The sequence below is a fragment of the Pseudomonas sp. LBUM1679 genome (genome assembly GCF_059695565.1).
On record NZ_CP166774.1, the window covers coordinates 4,866,295 to 4,883,973 of the forward strand.

A 17,679-nucleotide genomic window follows, 5' to 3' on the forward strand; every position below is an offset into this window, starting at 1 on the left:
GCCACAGGAGTCACCTATGTCAAAGCTCTATCCCAGTATCGATCCCGAGGGACTGGTCGAGTACTCGGTGGTCTACACCGACCGCTCGCTCAACCACATGTCGCAGGCGTTCCAGGGGGTGATGAACAACATTTCCAGCACCCTGAAACAGGTCTACAACGCCCAGGCCGTTGCGGTGGTCCCCGGCAGCGGCACCTTCGGCATGGAAGCGGTGGCGCGGCAGTTTGCCGGCGGCCAGCAATGCCTGGTGATCCGCAACGGCTGGTTCAGTTATCGCTGGAGCCAGATCCTTGAGATGGGCAACATCCCGGCGGCGACCACGGTATTGAAAGCCCGTCCGGTCGAGGCTGGTCGCCAGGCAGCCTACGCCCCACCCCCTCTGGACGAAGTGCTGGCAGCCATTCAGGCGCAGAAGCCGCAGATCGTCTTCGCCCCCCACGTTGAAACCTCATCGGGGATCATTCTGCCCGATGACTACCTGCGTGCAGTCGGCGACGCCGTGCATGCGGTGGGTGGCCTGTTCGTGGTGGACTGCATCGCCTCGGGCGCGCTATGGGTCGATATGCACAAGTGCGCTATCGATCTGCTGATCAGCGCGCCGCAAAAAGGCTGGAGCGCGTCCCCTTGCTGCGCCCTGGTGATGTTCAGTCCCTTGGCCCTCGAGCGCATCGAGCAGACGCAGAGCAGCAGCTTCGCCTGCGACCTGAAAAAATGGTTGCAGATCATGCAGGCCTACGAACAAGGCGGGCATGCCTACCATGCGACCATGCCCAGCGATGCGCTGGCGCGTTTTAGCGAAGTAATGAAAGAGACCGAAGCCTATGGCTTCGACAAGGTTCGCGACGAACAGCAAGCGCTAGGTGACCGTGTGCGCGCCCTGTTGACCGCCAAAGGTATCAAGAGCGTGGCCGCAGCCGGGTTTGAGGCGCCTGGCGTCGTGGTCAGCTATACCGACGATCCCGAGATCAAGAACGGCAGGAAATTTGCCGCGCACGGCCTGCAGATCGCCGCCGGAGTGCCGTTGCAATGCGACGAGCCGGTCGACTTCCAGACCTTTCGCATCGGCCTGTTCGGACTCGACAAGCTGCACAATATCGAGCGCACGGTCAGCACACTCGAACAGGCGCTGAACGAGGTCATGGGTCACTAAGCCCTCGCAGCACACAGCAGACTGGATGACCACACCGCTGCCGACGAACAGGCCGGCGCCGATGACACCACCGAGGGCGATCATGGTCATGTGACGTTGCTTGAGTCCCGATTGCAGGCCTCCGTTGGAGCTCTCCGATCGGGTTTGTTGAGGTACGGACATGCTGCTCACCCCATTCGTTATTATTTTAGGTTGAAAGGCAGTACAGAAGCAGTCGGTCATCGATCCTTCATGGGAGCGAATCTGGCTGCCTGCGCAGTGTCTTCCGGGAGTGCAGAACTTTTTAGGACCAATTGCGGCGCGCTGCTGGAGCCACGTCGGGACGTTTTGAACCTTCATTGGAAAAAGTGATCGCACAATGACTACGATCTGTCTCTGCGGTTCAAGGAAGAACAGGTCCATGAAGTCAAGCCAGGGAAAAGGAACGCATAGATGATTGTCGGAATCGACCTGGGTACCACCAACAGCCTGGTGGCTGTCTGGCTCAACGACGCCAGTGTGCTGGTGCCTAACGCACTGGGTCAGGTGCTGACCCCTTCGGTGGTGGGGCTGGACGATGAAGGCCGGATTCTGGTCGGCCAGGCTGCCCGCGAGCGCTTGCACACCCATTCCACCATGACCGCCGCATTGTTCAAGCGTCATATGGGCAGCGCGCACACCGTGCAACTGGGTACGAAGTCGTTGCGCCCTGAAGAACTGTCGGCGCTGGTGCTCAGGAGCCTGAAGGAAGACGTCGAGCGAGCCTACGGCGAACCGGTGACCGAGGCAGTCATCAGCGTCCCCGCGTACTTCAGTGATGCGCAGCGCAAGGCAACCCGTATCGCTGGCGAACTGGCCGGGCTGAAAGTCGACAAGCTCATCAACGAACCGACCGCTGCCGCGCTGGCCTACGGTTTGCCTCAGCACGGCAAGGAAACCTCGTTCCTGGTCTTCGACCTGGGCGGCGGCACCTTCGACGTGTCAGTCCTGGAACTGTTCGACGGAGTCATGGAGGTACGGGCCAGCGCCGGCGACAACTATCTGGGCGGTGAGGATTTCGACCAGGTGCTGGCCGAACGCTTTATCCAGACCCAGCGCGACCAGCCAGGATTTCCGCCGACACCCTCCATTGCCCACGCGCTGCGTCGCGAAGCCGAGCGGGTCCGCCAGGCGCTGGGGCAGGAAACGGCGAGCGAGTTTGTTTTGCGTGTGGACGGGCAGCAATGGAAGCATGTCTTTTCCCAGGACGAGATGGCCACCTTGTTCGCGCCCTTGCTCGAGCGCCTGCGCAATCCGATTGAACGCGCCCTGCGCGATGCCAGAATCCGTATCAACGAGCTCGACGAAGTGCTGCTGGTGGGCGGTACCACACGCATGCCGCTGGTGCGCAAACTGGCCGCGGGGCTGTTTGGCCGCTTCCCCTCCTTCCACATCAACCCTGACGAAGCCGTGGCTCACGGCGCAGCGATACAAGCCGCGCTGAAGTCCCGCAGTGCCGCCCTGGAAGAGGTGGTGCTGACCGACGTCTGCTCCTACACCCTGGGGATTTCAACCTCGGTACAAGTGGGCCAACACTATGAGGAAGGGCACTATCTGCCGATCATTGAGCGCAACAGTACGGTCCCCGTCAGCCGGGTAAAAACCGTGTGTACCGTCCATGAATTGCAGGAAAGCGTACGGGTGAAGATCTACCAGGGTGAGAGTCGTCTGGTGCGTGACAACATCGCCTTGGGTGAACTGGAGATTCCGGTCCCGGCGAACACGGGTGGCGTCGTCGACCTGGACGTGCGCTTCACCTACGACATCAACGGCATTCTCGAGTGTCAGGTGCGCATTCCCATGACCGGTGAACAGCATGTACTGGTCATCGAAAACAACCCGGGGGTGCTCGGCAGCGAAGAAATTGCCCAGCGTCTGCTCGCGCTGGCCGAGCTCAAGGTGCATCCCCGCGAACAGCAGATCAATACGGTGCTGGTGGCCCGCCTGGAGCGTTTATATCAAGAAAGCCTGGGCGAGCTTCGTCAGCAGATCGGTCATTGGGCAAGCCTGTTTCAGCAAACACTGGCAAGCCAGGACGAGCGCCTGATTCGCCAGGCGCGCCATGATCTGAGCGGGCGCATCAGCCTGCTCGAAACCGGTGGCGGATACTGAGCCATGGCGTCTGATTTCGATTGCTGGGAAGTCCTCGACCTACCCGCCCGATCCGACGAGCGCAGCATCAAGCGCCAATACGCCAAACTGCTCAAGGTCAGACGTCCGGACGAGGATCCCGGCGCCTTCCAGCAACTGCGTGAAGCCTATGAGCAAGCCTTGCACATCCTGCGCGAGGGCTGGGGCGAGGTCGATCGGGATGCCGCTGACGTTACAGCTCGGCCCACTGCGCAGGAACGGACACAGCCGAGCCTGGCGCCGTCGCGGTCCCTGCACGAGCAGGCCGTTGAGCTCCTGTGCGGATTTGATGACCGGGCGGTAGATCGATACTGGACCGAGGCATCGGCCCGAGGCTGCGACGCCGAATTCGAACGGCTGCTGTTCCAACGTTGCGTGAACGATCCTGAAGCGCATCGGCACCTTCTGACCTGGGGCATTGAACAACGCCAATGGCTGACGCCCTGGCAGCAGATCCCCGCCAGTGAATTTGAGCAGCAAGGTCTTGCCCACGTCCTCACGGCAGCGCTTTACCGCAAGCTTGACCAGCAGTTGGCAACCGGCGAGGAACAGAGCTTCTTCGACTGCCTGGAACACCACAGCCAACAAGCCTGGCTCGGTGATTTCGCTCGTCGTCAGGCGTTGCAGGTGCATGTCCTGACTCTGTTCTTGAATACCGAGGACTGGTCACCGCCCCTGTTTCAACGGGTGTGTCGATTGTTCGCCTGGGACGTTGAAGCGGCGGTGGTGCCCATTGCCCAAGAGCAGTGGCAAGCGCTGCACCGACGCTGCGAGCAGCAAACCTGGCTTGGCGAACTGCGCGCCTTGATGCAGCAACGTCAACAACATCCCAGTGCGCGCGCCAACGCCGCCACGCTGTTCCTGCTGGCGACCCAGCCGGCGCAGCAGGCGGAGCTGGCTGCAGGTTTCGTCGAGGCTGACTGGCAGGCCTGCGAACAACTGGCAGCGACCTTTGCCACGCGTTTCCCCGACCTGCTGGGGATGTTCCCCAACCATGATCCCGGGTTCTGGAAGGCACTCATCGGTCACAAGGACCCGCCCCACGGCGTGAAACGTGCGGCCTGCGTCTTGACCCTGACCCTTGCACTGAACAACCTGCCCGGTTCCGGACTCATGCTGACGCTGCTCATGCTGCCACTCTATGCACTGGGTGGCCTGTTGGCGGCACAGGTCGGCAAATGGCTGCTCAGCCATTGGACTTCCTTGACGCAAAGCCTGCATGACCTCGACCAGCGCGCCAGCGCATGGTGTGTACGACACAAACTGACCGCGGATCGTGGTTACCGGGTGATCCGTAATGGCGGCCCGTTACTGGCACTCGCCGTTGTTATCTGGAACTGGCTTGGGGTGCTGGGGCTGGCGACTTATCTGATCACCGGGGCGATCGGCCTGCTGCAGCCCGCCAGCGCAGGCCCGGCGGACCGCCAGTACCGTTGGCGAAGGCCATTGCAGGCGATCTATCGGATAGCCGGGCTCAGTCGGCTGCAATGGTTGTTCTGCGTGTCGATGGTGATTGTCATTGGCTACGTGCAATTGCATATGCCCGGCACCCTGCTCACTCAAGGTCGACTGCGCTAACTTCGTCACAGCGAAGCCGCGCTGGTCGCCGGCCACGGGCTGGTGGAAGCCATTGAATGGCTGTGCAGTTCAAACGTTCTGACGGAAGCCTTTACCGAGCGGGATTTCGAACCGTTTGACAGTCGAGGCGAAGCCTCTTGATGCATCACAGGCCCCGGTAAACGCATTGCAGGAAAACAGTATGGATCACCCGTTGAAGGTGTTTGAACATTTTGTAGCGCTGTTTAATTCGTGGCCGGGCTCCCTCGGCCACCTGAAATTCAACGACGCCCCAGCCAATGTTTCTGCCATCGCAGAAGTCCCGAAAAGCGGGGTCATGCGCGATTATTTCGAATGGATAGGCTTCTCTGCTCGACCGATGATCGGGCCGGACTTCGGCTTGCAGCTTTACGGCCCCCAGGACTTGGCAAAAGCACAACTAGGCTGGCATGCGACGGGGAACGAAGATCCGGCATGGGGATGGAAAGTCGGCTTCACGGTCTTTGCTGATCGACATGGCGATGTGCTGGTTTTTGATCGCTGCGATGAGCATTCGCCGATCTTCGGCTCGATTCAGAAAAGGTCGTTCAAGGTAGCGGCAGACATCCTGGCGTTGATCGGTGCGTTGCAGGCCGGCATCGCCGTGCAAATGCAGGAATTCAATGACGAAACAATCGATGATGAGCAGGACTACAAACCCGCCTTCCTGCACAGAGTCAGGGAAGTTGTCGGCACCGTTGCAGGTGCAGACGTGGACGGATTCATGAAGTTCTTTTTTGAATGAAGGTGCTAAAAACCTTTCATCTGGTGCATCCGAATGAACTTGCGTTACACAGAAAAAAACCCGCCTGCAGGCGTTGAAAAGATCACTCGAACAGCGCAACAGCTATCCATCAACCCAGGTTCATGGATAAGCAGATTCTGGTCGTTCTGCGACGGTGCAATAATCGAAGACCTCGTGAAAATTTACTCGACGAATGAAATAGCCGAGCGTCAACAGACATACGAAATAGCAGAGTACTTCCCAGGCTATCTGTTGATCGGTGATGACTCAGGCGGCCGGCTGATACTGGTGGACAGATCCGCAATAGAACGGTTTTATCTGCTGGGCTCGGGGTGTCCGTCCATCACCGATGGACTGGCCTTTTCATCCATGGACGCCTTGATCAAGGACGTTGTTGGTTAATCCCATCCATGGACGATGCGTTCATCGCGTTCAAGCCTGGCAACGACTCATGCCCCTTACAGCGAGAAGCCCGATGTTGACCTTGAGCAGCGAACGTCTTCCACGAGAGATTCAGACAGCGTCCCTCAAGGCCATCGAACTATTTCGCAAGGACTTCCCGAACGCCGAGGTCTGCGGATTCAAGTCCTGGCTGGAGCAACACTCGGACGGGTGCTGTATCGATGTCGATAAAGGGCATTTTGAACCGTAACCACTATCGCAAGGCCCCCTCTCATGTCACTCGTAGATACCTACCTTGCCGGTTTACGCCAAGTGTTGCCGGCCGAAAACCTCGATCAACTGAAACTGGCACATGGCGCCTCGGCGACAGACTTGCAGCAGCTCACAGAGCATTATCCGTTGTGCCCGGCAAGCCTGCTGCAACTGCTCAGCCAGATCGACGGCACGCACTTCAGGGATTACCCCGACGGCACCGTCATGGTACTGATGCTCGGCTCGGATGTGTTCGAGTACCCCTATTACCTCCGTTCCGTAGAGCAGATACTTGAGGACGACCACGCTTACACCCGGAGCATTGCGCAGATATATGAGGGCTACCTGGATGAGGAACCCGACCTGATCGGCCCCGGCATCGACAGCACGTTGCCCATGAACAAACGGCTGTGCTTCTCCCACTGCATGAACAATGGGGGAACCTCAAGGCTGTATATCGACTTCAATCCAGCGCCCGGTGGAACAGTGGGTCAAGTCATGCGTTTTCTGCACGACCCTGACAGCTACAAGGTCATTGCGCAAAGCTTCGATCACTACCTGCAACAGCTGATCGATGACGACTACTCGTTTATTTATGAGGATGAATAACGTCAGCGTTGGTTGGATGCGCAATCAGGTCGCTTTGATTGCATGTGTCTTTGCAAGCACTGGAGCGTTTCCGCGCGTAATCGCACCAGTGAGAGCGGTTAGCCGTCCGTCTCGCGCGGATCACCGATCGGCGGCAAACGATCAACCCGCAACGCATCAACGACCAGCGAAAACGCCTGGGAGGGTTGTCGGCGGCTGGGGTAGTACAGATGAAAGCCGCCGAAGGGTTCACACCAGTCCTCCAGTACCCGAACAAGCCGCCCTTCGGTTAGATGCGGGGCAAACTCATCCTCGGGCAGATAGGCGATACCCAGCCCACTCACCGCAGCATCGGCGATATGGGTTGTGGAGTTGAATACCAACTGGCCGTCTACACGTACCTTAAGCTTCTTGCCCAGGCGTTCGAATTCCCATGCATCCACGCCGTCATAGGTGGGAAAACGGATATCGATACAGCGGTGTGCTGCTAGATCGCGAGGGTGTTCCGGGGCGGGATTTTTCGCGAAATAGCCTGGCGCAGCAACTACGGCCATTCGTATCGGCGGGCCAATGGGCACGGCGATCATGTCTTGGGCCACCGTGTCGCTGAAGCGCACGCCGGCATCGAAGCGGTCGGCGACGATATCGCGAAAGCCATAGTTGATATCGAATTCCAGCTTGATATCCGGGTACATCTGTAGCAACGGCGCCAACTTGGGCAGCAGGGTTGTCTTGATGACGTTGTCGCCGCAGGTAATGCGTACCGTCCCGGCCGGCTTATCGCGCAGCTCGGTCAAAGCTTCCACTTCGGCCTCGATTTCATCGAAGCGATGGCCCACCGCTTCCAGCAATCGCTCGCCCGCCGCCGTCAGCGATACGCTGCGCGTGGTGCGGGTAAGCAAGCGAATTTTCAGACGCGCTTCCAGTGCCGAAACCACCTGACTCACTGCCGATTGCGTCACCCCAAGCTGTACCGCTGCGCGGGTAAAGCTGCCCATCCGCGCCACGGTTACGAAAGCCAGCAGATCGTTGAAATTGGGTTTGGCCATAGCGAGCATGCTCGATTGATTGATTAGGCATGGTTATATCCGAATTAAGCATTCATTAGCTAATCAAAATCTCTTTATTGCGTAACACTAACCGCCATCCAAGCCTCTCGGCATGAAGAAGGGCGAGCCTCGCGCCAACTGCCTGCGTCGCCTTTAGCTTTCCCTCATCAGGACGCCCCATGAAAAGACTTTTCGTAATGCTCGGACTTCTAATCAGTTCATTCACCACGTTAGGAGCCGATATGTCCAACGGTGCAGATAATTTCTTTAAAAGTGACAAGGTGACCGTACAAAAGGTCAGCTTCAAAAATCAGTACCAGCTCAATGTCGTGGGCAATCTATTCATCCCAAAAGGGCTGGACAGCGCCACCCGCAGCCCGGCCATTATCGTTGGTCACCCCATGGGCGCGGTAAAGGAGCAAAGCTCCAACCTGTATGCGCAAAAATTGGCGGAACAGGGCTTCGTTACCCTGTCGCTGGATTTGTCGTTCTGGGGCGAAAGCGAAGGCCAACCACGCAACGCGGTACTGCCCGACATGTACGCCGAGGACTTCAGTGCCGCCGTGGACTACCTCGGCACGCGGCCCTTTATCGACCGCAAGCGCATTGGCGTGCTGGGGATTTGTGGCAGCGGCAGCTTTGTAATCAGTGCAGCCAAGATCGACCCGCGCATGAAAGCCATCGCCACGGTCAGCATGTATGACATGGGCGCCGCCAATCGCAACGGGCTCAAGCATTCGCAAACCCTTGAACAGCGCAAGCAAGTCATCGCAGCGGCTGCCGAGCAGCGTTATGCGGAATTCGCGGGCGGCAAGATCGAATACACCGGCGGCACGGTGCAAGAGCTGAATGCTGACACTCACCCCATCCAGCGCGAGTTCTTTGACTTCTACCGCACCCCGCGTGGCGAATTCACCCCGGCCGGCTCCACGCCGCAACAGACCACCCGCCCGACGCTGAGCAGTAATACCAAGTTCATGAATTTTTACCCATTCGTAGATATCGAGAGCATTTCGCCGCGTCCGGTGTTGTTTATTGCAGGTGAAAACGCCCACTCTCGCGAGTTCAGCGAAGAGGCGTTCCGCCTGGCAGGGGAACCTAAAGAGCTGGTCATTGTGCCCAACGCAGGCCATGTCGATCTGTACGACCGCGTCGACCTGATTCCTTTCGCCAAGCTGACCCAGTTCTTTCAGGACCACCTGAAATGACCGCTGAAGTCCAGCTGCAGGCCACCGCCTTGAGCGAGACAAGTACGCGTACCAGTCATTGGGGAGGCGTATATGCAATGACACTATGCGTATTCGCGCTGATCGCCTCGGAGTTCATGCCAGTCAGCCTGCTGACACCATTGGCAAACGACCTGCAGGTCAGCCAAGGATTAGCGGGCCAGGGGCTTGCCATCTCTGGCGCGTTTGCGGTGTTGGCCAGCCTGTCGATCAGTTGGATCGCTGGCACCTTGAACAGAAAGACCCTGCTGCTGGGCCTGACCGGTTTGATGGCCGTATCGGGTGCCATTGTGGCACTTGCCCCGAACTACCTTATCTACATGGCCGGGCGAGCTCTGATCGGCATCGTGATTGGCGGATTTTGGTCAATGTCGGCGGCCACTGCGATGCGCCTTGTACCTGCCGCACAGGTGCCCAGGGCGCTGGCTGTTTTCAACGGCGGCAACGCCCTGGCGACGGTGGTGGCAGCGCCACTGGGCAGTTATCTGGGTTCTGTTGTGGGTTGGCGTGGTGCGTTCTTGTGCTTGGTGCCGGTGGCGTTAATTGCGCTGGTCTGGCAGTGGATAAGCCTGCCAAGCATGGCAACGCAGAAGCGTTCGCCGGGTGGCAATGTTTTAAAACTGCTGAAAAACCGCAAGGTGGCGCTGGGCATGGCCGCCGCCGGCTTGTTTTTTATGGGCCAATTTACGCTGTTCACCTACCTGCGCCCGTTTCTCGAAACAGTCACCCAGGTCAACGTGCCGATTCTCTCTCTGCTGCTATTGGTGATAGGCGTCGCTGGCTTTTGCGGAACAGCGCTGATCGGATTAGTGCTCAAGCGCAGCCTGTACGGCACCTTAAGTACCATCTCGCTGCTGATGGCGGTTATTGCGGTAGCGCTGATTCCTGCTGGCACCTGGGTTATCGCTGTAGCGGTATTGCTCGGACTATGGGGGCTTTATTACAACGGCAGCGCCCGTGGGCTGGTGGAGCTGGATTGCGCACGCCTTGCCGGATCACGCCGAGGCGGGCGGCGGCCTGATGGTGGCGATTGTTCAATTGGCTATCGCAGTGGGCTCCACCGTCGGCGGTGTACTGTTTGACGCTCTCGGCTACCAGAGCACATTTATCGCCAGCGCCGCGATGCTGATGCTCGCCGCCTTGTTGACCTTTCTAACCTCTCGTTCGCCGGTCCCGCACACCCGGTGAACCCTCTATTCCAAGGAGCAAGGCCATGTTTATTGATCATTCCCCTGGATGGAAGGGCCTCTGGTTCGCGGCCTTGATGCCATTTGCTCTATCGGCATTGCCCCTCGCCGCTGCGACAGATATTGCCGGCCCGTCAACAGGCATGGAGAACAACACAATGTGGATGACCATAGGCCAACAGCGCTTCGCCATTACCCTTGAGGACAACCCGACCACTCGGGAGCTTGCCGCCCGTTTGCCGTTCAGCCTGGACATGAGCGATCTGAACGACAACGAAAAGCACGTCAACTTGCAGCGCCCGTTACCCACTCAAACTTATCGGCCTGGAACAATCCACAACGGTGATTTCCTCCTGTACGGCGCCGACACGTTGGTGGTCTTTTATAAAACCTTCAGCTCGTCTTACAGCTATACCCGTCTCGGTCGCATCGACAACCCAGCGGGCCTCTCGCAGGCTCTGGGTCGGGATGATGTTCGGGTGACGTTTTCAGCGGACTAGTTTCAGTCATCTTCCGCCCGGCCAGTTATGTCACGTGGTGCGCACACCCACTCGCACGTTGATCCAGGAGCTTCTTATGCCGTCCAAGCACACTCATTCAACCCTGGCCGCATTGGCGCTGCTCACCGCCAACTGCATCGGACCAGCCTTCGCGGCCGAGCTGAGCCCTGCCAGCCAGAAAATCACACGTGCGGGTGAGCAGGCTTCGATGACAGGGCCTGCCGATTATTTCACTGGTCACGTGCGGATCGATCCATTGACGACTGCAACGGCCGAACTCAACACCTCAACGCTCTACGTCACCTTTGAACCTGGCGCTCGTTCGGCCTGGCACACGCATCCTGCCGGACAATATCTTGTCGTGACATCGGGGGTCGGACGTACTCAGGAATGGGGAAAGGCGGTGCAGGAATTACGTCCCGGTGATGTGGTGTTTTGCCCGCCAGGGGTAAAGCACTGGCATGGCGCCGCGCCATCGACTGCCATGACGCACATGGCTATCACTGGCATGAAGAACGGCAACAACGTCCGTTGGATGGAGAAGGTCAGCGATGAACAGTACCCAACCCAGTAAATACCGCTATGCCCGCTTGGGGCCGTTGGCCGCCCTGGTAGTGCTGGCCAGTGTTGTAGGTGCTCACGTATCGAGTGCCAGTACCCCACACAATTCGCAGACGCAGACGGTGACTGAGCAAACCCTGACTGCAAAACAACTGGCTGTCGCCCCTATCGGCGCCAGCATGGCGACCGGCGATATGCCCCGTTTGCGCGATGCGCTCAATCGCGGTCTCGATGCCGGTCTGACGATTAGTGAGAGCAAGGAAATCCTGGTTCAGCTCTATGCGTATGCCGGGTTCCCGCGCAGCCTCAATGCACTGTCGCTGCTGATGAGCGTGTTGCAAGAGCGCGCAGCACGCGGCGCTCACGACGAGCCGGGACGCGAACCAGGCCCCGTGCCGTCGGGGCACGCTTTGCTCGATCTGGGCACCGACAATCAAACCCGTCTGGTGGGTGCACCGGTCTCAGGAGCGTTGTTTGAGTTTGCCCCTGCGATTGACCAGTTTCTGAAGGTTCACCTGTTTGGCGATATCTTCGCCCGAGACAACCTCGATTGGGCTGCTCGTGAACTGGCCACTGTTGGGGAACTTGCCGCGATGCCAGGGTTAGCGTCGCAGTTGGAGTCGCACCTGAAGATCAGCATGAATGTTGGCCTCACGGCGCAGCAGTTGAACCAAGTGGCTAGCGACTTCAAACGCAGCGGTGACCAAGAGGCGGCTGAGCGCATTGTTGTGGCCTTGGAAAAAATCAGGGGCTGACTACACCACCGATGGCGACGGGAAATTGATGAGCTCAGCTAGTAACGGCTATCGGAATCCGTGGATTCTGAATTTGCGGGCGAATGCCAAGTTCCTAAGGCACTGAGACCACTATCCGAATGCCTCCATCCCAAAGATTAACCCTCGTGAAAGCAGGTGAGCCATGGAACTGCGAATAAACCAAAAAACCTACCAGGTCGATGCCGAGGCGGATACGCCGCTGCTATGGGTTATCCGCGATGACCTAGGGCTGACCGGTACCAAGTACGGCTGCGGTCTAGCGCAATGTGGCGCGTGCTCGGTGCTGGTGGACGGCAACGTTGTGCGCTCGTGCGTTACTCCGGTAGCCGGGGTGGTGGGCCGGGAGGTCACCACGATCGAGGCGATAGAAGCCGACGATGTCGGAAAGCGTGTGGTCGCTGCGTGGGTTGAGCATCAGGTCGCCCAGTGCGGCTATTGCCAGTCTGGCCAGGTCATGGCCGCGACCGCCCTGCTCAAGCGCAACCCTAAGCCCAGCGATGTGCAGATCGCGGCGGCGATGGTCAATCTGTGTCGCTGCGGCACCTACAACGCCATCAATGCTGCCGTCCACGAGCTGGCAAACGACGTTGCAACCGCTGCGGCGCCAGCCGGGGAGACGGTCTGATGAGTAAGCATGGTGATACCGCCCTTGGTGAGCCGATCAATCTATCGCGACGTCGCTTTCTCGTGGCCTCTGCTGGCACTGCTGTTGGCGCGTTGGTGCTCGGTTTTGGCGTGCCGCTGGGTTCTGCACGTATGCAGGCGATGGCGGCCGAGCGCCAAGTGGCAGGCACCCAAGTGAGCGCTTTTCTTGAGATCCGCCCGGATAACACCATCCGCTTGCTATGCCCCTTTATTGAGGGAGGTCAGGGCACTTATACCGCCATGGCACAAATAGTCGGCGAGGAACTGGATGCCGATCCATCGACCTTTGTGGTCGAAAGCGCGCCGCCTGGCGAAGCCTATGTGGTAATGGAAAATGGCCTGCGCATTACCGGCGGCAGTATGTCGGTGCGCATGAGTTACCCGACCATGCGCCGGCTGGGTGCCCTTGCCCGCGCGATGTTGCTGCAGGCCGCAAGCGCACGTCTGAATGTGCCTGTGGCTGAGCTGACCACCGAGCCTGGCCACGTTTTGCATGTAGCTTCTGGACGCTCGCTGAGCTACGGCGAGCTGGCCAGCCTTGCTTTAGACCTGGCAGTGCCCGCTGTCGAGAGCGTCACGCTGCGTGACCCCAGCCAGTTTCGCTGGATCGGTAAGCCGGTGCGCCGTCTGGACAGCTACGACAAGTCCACCGGCAAAGCGCTGTACACCATCGACATGCAGGTGGACGGCATGCTCCACGCCGCCGTGCAACATGCGCCGCGCCTGGGCATGACGGTGGGCGATCTGCGCAACGAAGCGCAGGTTAAGGCGATGAAGGGGGTGCACTCGGTGCATCGTTTGCCCGGCGCCGTGGCGGTTGTCGCCGAGCGCTGGTGGCACGCCAAGCGCGCCGTCGAAGCCATTCAGGTGCAATGGCTGGAGCCCGCTGCCGATTCGCCGTTGCGGGTGATGCCCGCCGATTTCTCCTCTGTGGCGTTCCGTGAGCGTCTGGCCAATGAGCCAGGGCCGGGGCGTGATGCCGAGGTGGAAGGCGACTTCTCCGGCACGTTGGCACAGGCGACTACGCACGTTGATGCCAGCTACCACAATCAGTACGTCAATCACGCGCAGCTCGAACCCCCTTCAGCATTGGCCCGCTTTCATTCCGATGGTTCGCTGGAAATCTGGTTGCCTAACCAGGCGCAGGACTTTTTCCTGGCGGACATTGCAAAACGTACCGGCCTGGCTCCTTCTAAGATCACGCTGCATACGCCGTTGCTCGGCGGCTTTTTCGGGCGGCACTTCCTGTACGACACCGCCAACCCCTACCCGCAGGCCATCGAATTGGCGAAGGCAGTCGGGCGCCCGATCAAGCTGATTTGGAGCCGAGAGGAAGAGTTTCTGCGCGACGTGCTGCGCCCCATGGCCTTCGTTAAGTTTCGCGCCGCGCTGGATGACAAGGGCTTTCCCGTCGCACTCGAAGCGGTGAGCGCCACCGAGGGGCCGACCGAGGGTCTTGCCGGCAAGCAAGGTGCAAAGCTCGACCCTTCTGCCGTTGAAGGCTTGACCGACAAGGCTTACGCGATTCCCAACCGGCGCATTGCCCAGATCTACGTCAAGGGCCCTGTCATGCTTGGCTACTGGCGCTCGGTGGGCAATTCGCTCAATGACTTCTTTTACGAGGCGTTTCTGGACGAGTTGGCCGACAAGGGTGGCCATGACCCCTTTGAGCTTCGTCTGCACTTGTTGCAAGGCAACGCGCGGTTGACCCATCTGCTGCAGTCCGTCGCTGAAATGTCCGGTGGCTGGAAGCGTGGGCCGTTCACCGCTGAAGATGGTTCACGACGCGCGCGGGGTGTGGCCATGGCCTCGCCCTTTGGTACGGAAACGGCAGTGGTCGCCGAGGTGTCGATTGAAAATGGCCAGGTCAAGGTTCACGACATTTGGCAGGCGATAGACCCCGGTAGCATCGTCAACCCCGCTATTGTCGAAGCGCAGGTCAATGGCGCGGTGGCCCTGGGCTTATCCCAGGCGTTGGTGGAAGAAACGGTGTACGTCGACGGCAAACCGCGCGCGCGTAACTACGATCTCTACCCGATCTTGCCGCCCGCCCGCATGGCACGGGTGCACGTTAAAGTGATCGAGAGCGGCGCCAAAATGGGCGGCATCGGTGAGCCACCGCTGCCAGCCGTGGCGCCGGCAGTGGCCAATGCCGTGGCCAGGCTTACCGGCCAGCGCCTTCGCAGCATGCCGTTCTCCAACTACACCTTTAGCCAACCAGCCTGACGGGAAGATCTGTCCATGAGCAAACGGCATTACGCAAAAGCTGCCGGCACACTGGCATTGGTCGGTCTCGTAGCGTTGGTCCTGCTGGTTTGGTATGGCACCCGGGTGCCGGCGTCGGCGCTCGACGCCGCAGGCAGTGTTGCCGCAGGCGACGCGGCACTGGTGCAGCGCGGCGAGTATGTGGCCCGGTCCAGCGACTGCGTGGCCTGCCACAGCTTGCCGGAGGGTCCCCCATTCGCCGGAGGCCTGGCGATGGCTACGCCACTGGGGACCATTTACGCGACCAACATTACCCCCGACCGCGAGGCAGGTATCGGTCATTACAGCCTGGCTGACTTCGACCGTGCCGTTCGCCACGGCGTTGCCCCTGAAGGGCGCCGGCTTTACCCCGCGATGCCTTACCCCTCGTACGCCAAGCTGACAGACGATGATATGCGGGCCTTGTATGCCTTCTTCATGCAGGGCGTCAGCCCGGCTGCAAAACCCAATAAACCGAGCGAAATTCCCTGGCCGTTGAACATCCGCTGGCCCATCTTGCTGTGGAATAGCCTTTTCACTGAGGCTGCAACTTTCATTGAACAACCCGCCAGAGACGCCCAGTGGAATCGTGGCGCCTACTTGGTCCAGGGCGCAGGCCACTGTGGCAGTTGCCATACGCCACGCGGCCCGGCTTTCAATGAAAAAGCGTTGAGTGATGCCAGCGACCAATTCCTGGCCGGCGCCCTCCTGGATGGCTGGTACGCCCCCAGTTTGCGCAACGATCCAAACACGGGGCTGGGGCGCTGGAGCGAAGCGGATATCGCGCAATTCCTGAAAACCGGGCGCAATCAGCATGCGGTGGTGTTTGGTTCGATGACCGAGGCGTTCAACAACTCCACGCAATTCTTGACCGACGCCGACCTCGCGGCTATCGCTCACTACCTCAAGTCCTTGCCGGGTGATCCACAGCGCGATGGCGCGCCATGGCAATACGAGGCGGCCGCTGCGTCGGCATTCGCCAGCGCCGGGGGACACCTTTACGAGACGCGCTGTGCCTCCTGTCATGGGCAGGATGGGAAGGGACAGGCGCCATGGATGCCGCCGCTGGCCGGGGCCACTTCAGCACTGACGGCGGCACCTGACTCAGCCATCAACATCAGCCTCAACGGATCAATGCGGGTGGTCACGGCCGGGGTTCCAGATGCTTACCGGATGCCTGCCTTTCGCGAACAACTCTCGGACGTAGAGATTGCGCAGGTGTTGTCTTTTGTGCGCGCGACCTGGGGTAATCGGGGTGGCGAGGTTGATGCGCAGGCGGTCTCCCGACTGCGCGCGCATACCGACCCGGCCAGCCCCACGCCAATTATCTTGCACATGCGCTGAACCTCCGGAGGCTTGATGGAAAGCATTGATCTGCTAGTACTGCGCACCGCCCGCGATTGGCTTGCTGCGGGCGACCGTGTACTGCTGGTAAGCGTGGCGCGAACCTGGGGCTCATCACCACGACCGGTTGGCTCGATGATGGCGCTGCGCAACGATGGGCGTGTAGTGGGCAGCGTCTCCGGCGGCTGCATCGAAGACGACCTCATCCACCAATACACCTCCGCTTACGGCGCAGCAGGCCTACCGGAGCGGTTGCCCGAGGTGGTTCGCTATGGCGTGAGCGCCGACGAGGCGCACCGTTTCGGCCTGCCTTGCGGAGGCACGCTCGAATTGATTCTGGAATTCATGCCCGCCGTCGAGCCCCTTGAGCAACTGCTGGCTCTTCTCGACGCAGGGCAACTGGTGCGGCGCCAACTTGATCTGCGCACTGGACAGGTAGATCTGCACAGCACAGCGACGCCCGATCAATTCACCTTTGATGGCCTACACATGAGTAACACACTTGGGCCAGGCTATCGCATGCTGCTGATCGGCGCGGGGGCGTTAGCTGAGTACGTTGCCGTGATGGCCCAGTTCAATGGCTTTCAGGTGACCATCTGCGATCCCCGGCCTCAATACATAGAGATGTGGAATGTTCAGGGCGTCACTCGAATCCAGGACATGCCAGACGACGTGGTCAGAGCCTTTGCGCCCGACTTACGCACCTGCATCATCGCCCTCAGTCATGATCCAAAGCTTGACGACCTGGCATTGCTGGAGGCCCTGCAAGGTCCAGCCTTCTACATCGGCGCCATCGGCTCGCGACGCAACAGCCAGAACCGACGGAATCGTTTGATCGAGCATTTTGGTGAGACCGAGGGATCGCTGAAACGTCTGCATGGACCGATCGGCATATACATCGCAAGCAAGACGCCGCCGGAGATCGCCGTCAGTGTGATGGCCGAAGTGCTAGCCGCCAAAAACGCAGTAACGCTCCCAAACGAATTCTCTATTTCCCAGGCCAAGGGAATCAGAGAGGTGGAGAGATGTATATAAGCCCGTTACGTTGCATGCGACTTGTCGCTTGAGTGCAGTGCATCAAGCGTCCCCACACTAACCGGCGAGCGAAATCTGTTTTCAGTGCAAGGCCTGAATGAAATAGAGGCAAGTGGTTGCATCCACCGGTGACCGCTCACCGTATCAGTCAGTTGTGCATGGCTGCTTCCACAGATAATTAATGTCCGCAATTGGCCGTTTTTTGCCAGTCGCGACCGGCTGAAAACCTCT

16 protein-coding genes and 2 pseudogenes are annotated in these 17,679 nt (G+C 59.4%); 16 read left to right on the top strand and 2 right to left on the bottom strand.

The window, feature by feature from the left end:
- Positions 1 to 16: 16 nt before the first annotated feature.
- Positions 17 to 1,150 (top strand): pyridoxal-phosphate-dependent aminotransferase family protein, encoded by a 1,134-nt coding sequence (locus ACA062_RS22125; protein WP_497453010.1) that lies wholly within the window; start codon positions 17 to 19, stop codon positions 1,148 to 1,150.
- Positions 1,151 to 1,165: 15 nt separating this feature from the next.
- Here ACA062_RS22125 and ACA062_RS22130 read toward each other — a convergent pair.
- Positions 1,166 to 1,312 (bottom strand): annotated as a pseudogene (locus ACA062_RS22130) (hypothetical protein); the annotation flags it as partial.
- 270 nt (positions 1,313 to 1,582) lie between these two features.
- On the opposite strand from ACA062_RS22130, the gene ACA062_RS22135 reads away from it, so the two are divergent.
- From ACA062_RS22135 to ACA062_RS22160, 6 genes are all read left to right on the top strand, one after another.
- Positions 1,583 to 3,280: a molecular chaperone HscC gene (locus ACA062_RS22135; protein WP_497453011.1), complete on the top strand. Its 1,698-nt coding sequence runs from the start codon at positions 1,583 to 1,585 to the stop codon at positions 3,278 to 3,280.
- A gap of 3 nt (positions 3,281 to 3,283) precedes the next feature.
- Positions 3,284 to 4,876, top strand: coding sequence for a J domain-containing protein (locus ACA062_RS22140; RefSeq protein ID WP_497453012.1), 1,593 nt, complete (start codon positions 3,284 to 3,286; stop codon positions 4,874 to 4,876).
- Between the two features lie 181 nt (positions 4,877 to 5,057).
- Positions 5,058 to 5,639 (top strand): hypothetical protein, encoded by a 582-nt coding sequence (locus ACA062_RS22145; protein WP_497453013.1) that lies wholly within the window; start codon positions 5,058 to 5,060, stop codon positions 5,637 to 5,639.
- Positions 5,640 to 5,672: 33 nt separating this feature from the next.
- Positions 5,673 to 6,041, top strand: coding sequence for a hypothetical protein (locus tag ACA062_RS22150; RefSeq protein WP_497453014.1), 369 nt, complete (start codon positions 5,673 to 5,675; stop codon positions 6,039 to 6,041).
- Positions 6,042 to 6,114: 73 nt separating this feature from the next.
- Positions 6,115 to 6,291 (top strand): hypothetical protein, encoded by a 177-nt coding sequence (locus tag ACA062_RS22155; protein ID WP_497453015.1) that lies wholly within the window; start codon positions 6,115 to 6,117, stop codon positions 6,289 to 6,291.
- 23 nt (positions 6,292 to 6,314) lie between these two features.
- Positions 6,315 to 6,902: an SMI1/KNR4 family protein gene (locus tag ACA062_RS22160; protein ID WP_497453016.1), complete on the top strand. Its 588-nt coding sequence runs from the start codon at positions 6,315 to 6,317 to the stop codon at positions 6,900 to 6,902.
- Between the two features lie 98 nt (positions 6,903 to 7,000).
- Here ACA062_RS22160 and ACA062_RS22165 read toward each other — a convergent pair whose 3' ends face one another.
- Positions 7,001 to 7,930: a LysR family transcriptional regulator gene (locus ACA062_RS22165; protein ID WP_497453017.1), complete on the bottom strand. Its 930-nt coding sequence runs from the start codon at positions 7,928 to 7,930 to the stop codon at positions 7,001 to 7,003.
- Between the two features lie 179 nt (positions 7,931 to 8,109).
- Between ACA062_RS22165 and ACA062_RS22170 the strand changes: the two genes are divergently transcribed.
- From ACA062_RS22170 to ACA062_RS22210, 9 genes and pseudogenes are all read left to right on the top strand, one after another.
- Positions 8,110 to 9,138 (top strand): alpha/beta hydrolase, encoded by a 1,029-nt coding sequence (locus ACA062_RS22170; RefSeq protein WP_497453018.1) that lies wholly within the window; start codon positions 8,110 to 8,112, stop codon positions 9,136 to 9,138.
- A pseudogene (locus tag ACA062_RS22175) lies at positions 9,135 to 10,344 on the top strand (MFS transporter). Before ACA062_RS22170 ends, ACA062_RS22175 begins: the two are co-directional and overlap by 4 nt.
- A gap of 25 nt (positions 10,345 to 10,369) precedes the next feature.
- Complete coding sequence (locus ACA062_RS22180) at positions 10,370 to 10,843, top strand: cyclophilin-like fold protein (protein WP_497453019.1); 474 nt, start codon at positions 10,370 to 10,372, stop codon at positions 10,841 to 10,843.
- Positions 10,844 to 10,919: 76 nt separating this feature from the next.
- Positions 10,920 to 11,417, top strand: coding sequence for a (R)-mandelonitrile lyase (locus tag ACA062_RS22185; protein WP_497453020.1), 498 nt, complete (start codon positions 10,920 to 10,922; stop codon positions 11,415 to 11,417).
- A complete protein-coding gene (locus ACA062_RS22190; protein WP_497453021.1) occupies positions 11,395 to 12,159 on the top strand; it encodes a carboxymuconolactone decarboxylase family protein in 765 nt (254 codons plus the stop codon). Before ACA062_RS22185 ends, ACA062_RS22190 begins: the two co-directional genes overlap by 23 nt.
- A 163-nt stretch (positions 12,160 to 12,322) precedes the next feature.
- A complete protein-coding gene (locus tag ACA062_RS22195; protein WP_497453022.1) occupies positions 12,323 to 12,805 on the top strand; it encodes a (2Fe-2S)-binding protein in 483 nt (160 codons plus the stop codon).
- The gene (locus ACA062_RS22200; protein ID WP_497453023.1) at positions 12,805 to 15,051 is read left to right on the top strand and encodes a xanthine dehydrogenase family protein molybdopterin-binding subunit; all 2,247 of its coding nucleotides are present in this window, start codon (positions 12,805 to 12,807) and stop codon (positions 15,049 to 15,051) included. Before ACA062_RS22195 ends, ACA062_RS22200 begins: the two co-directional genes overlap by 1 nt.
- A 15-nt stretch (positions 15,052 to 15,066) precedes the next feature.
- On the top strand, positions 15,067 to 16,413 hold the full coding sequence (locus ACA062_RS22205; protein ID WP_497453024.1) for a c-type cytochrome: 1,347 nt from the start codon (positions 15,067 to 15,069) through the stop codon (positions 16,411 to 16,413).
- A gap of 15 nt (positions 16,414 to 16,428) precedes the next feature.
- Positions 16,429 to 17,448, top strand: coding sequence for an XdhC family protein (locus tag ACA062_RS22210; RefSeq protein WP_497453025.1), 1,020 nt, complete (start codon positions 16,429 to 16,431; stop codon positions 17,446 to 17,448).
- Positions 17,449 to 17,679 lie beyond the last annotated feature (231 nt).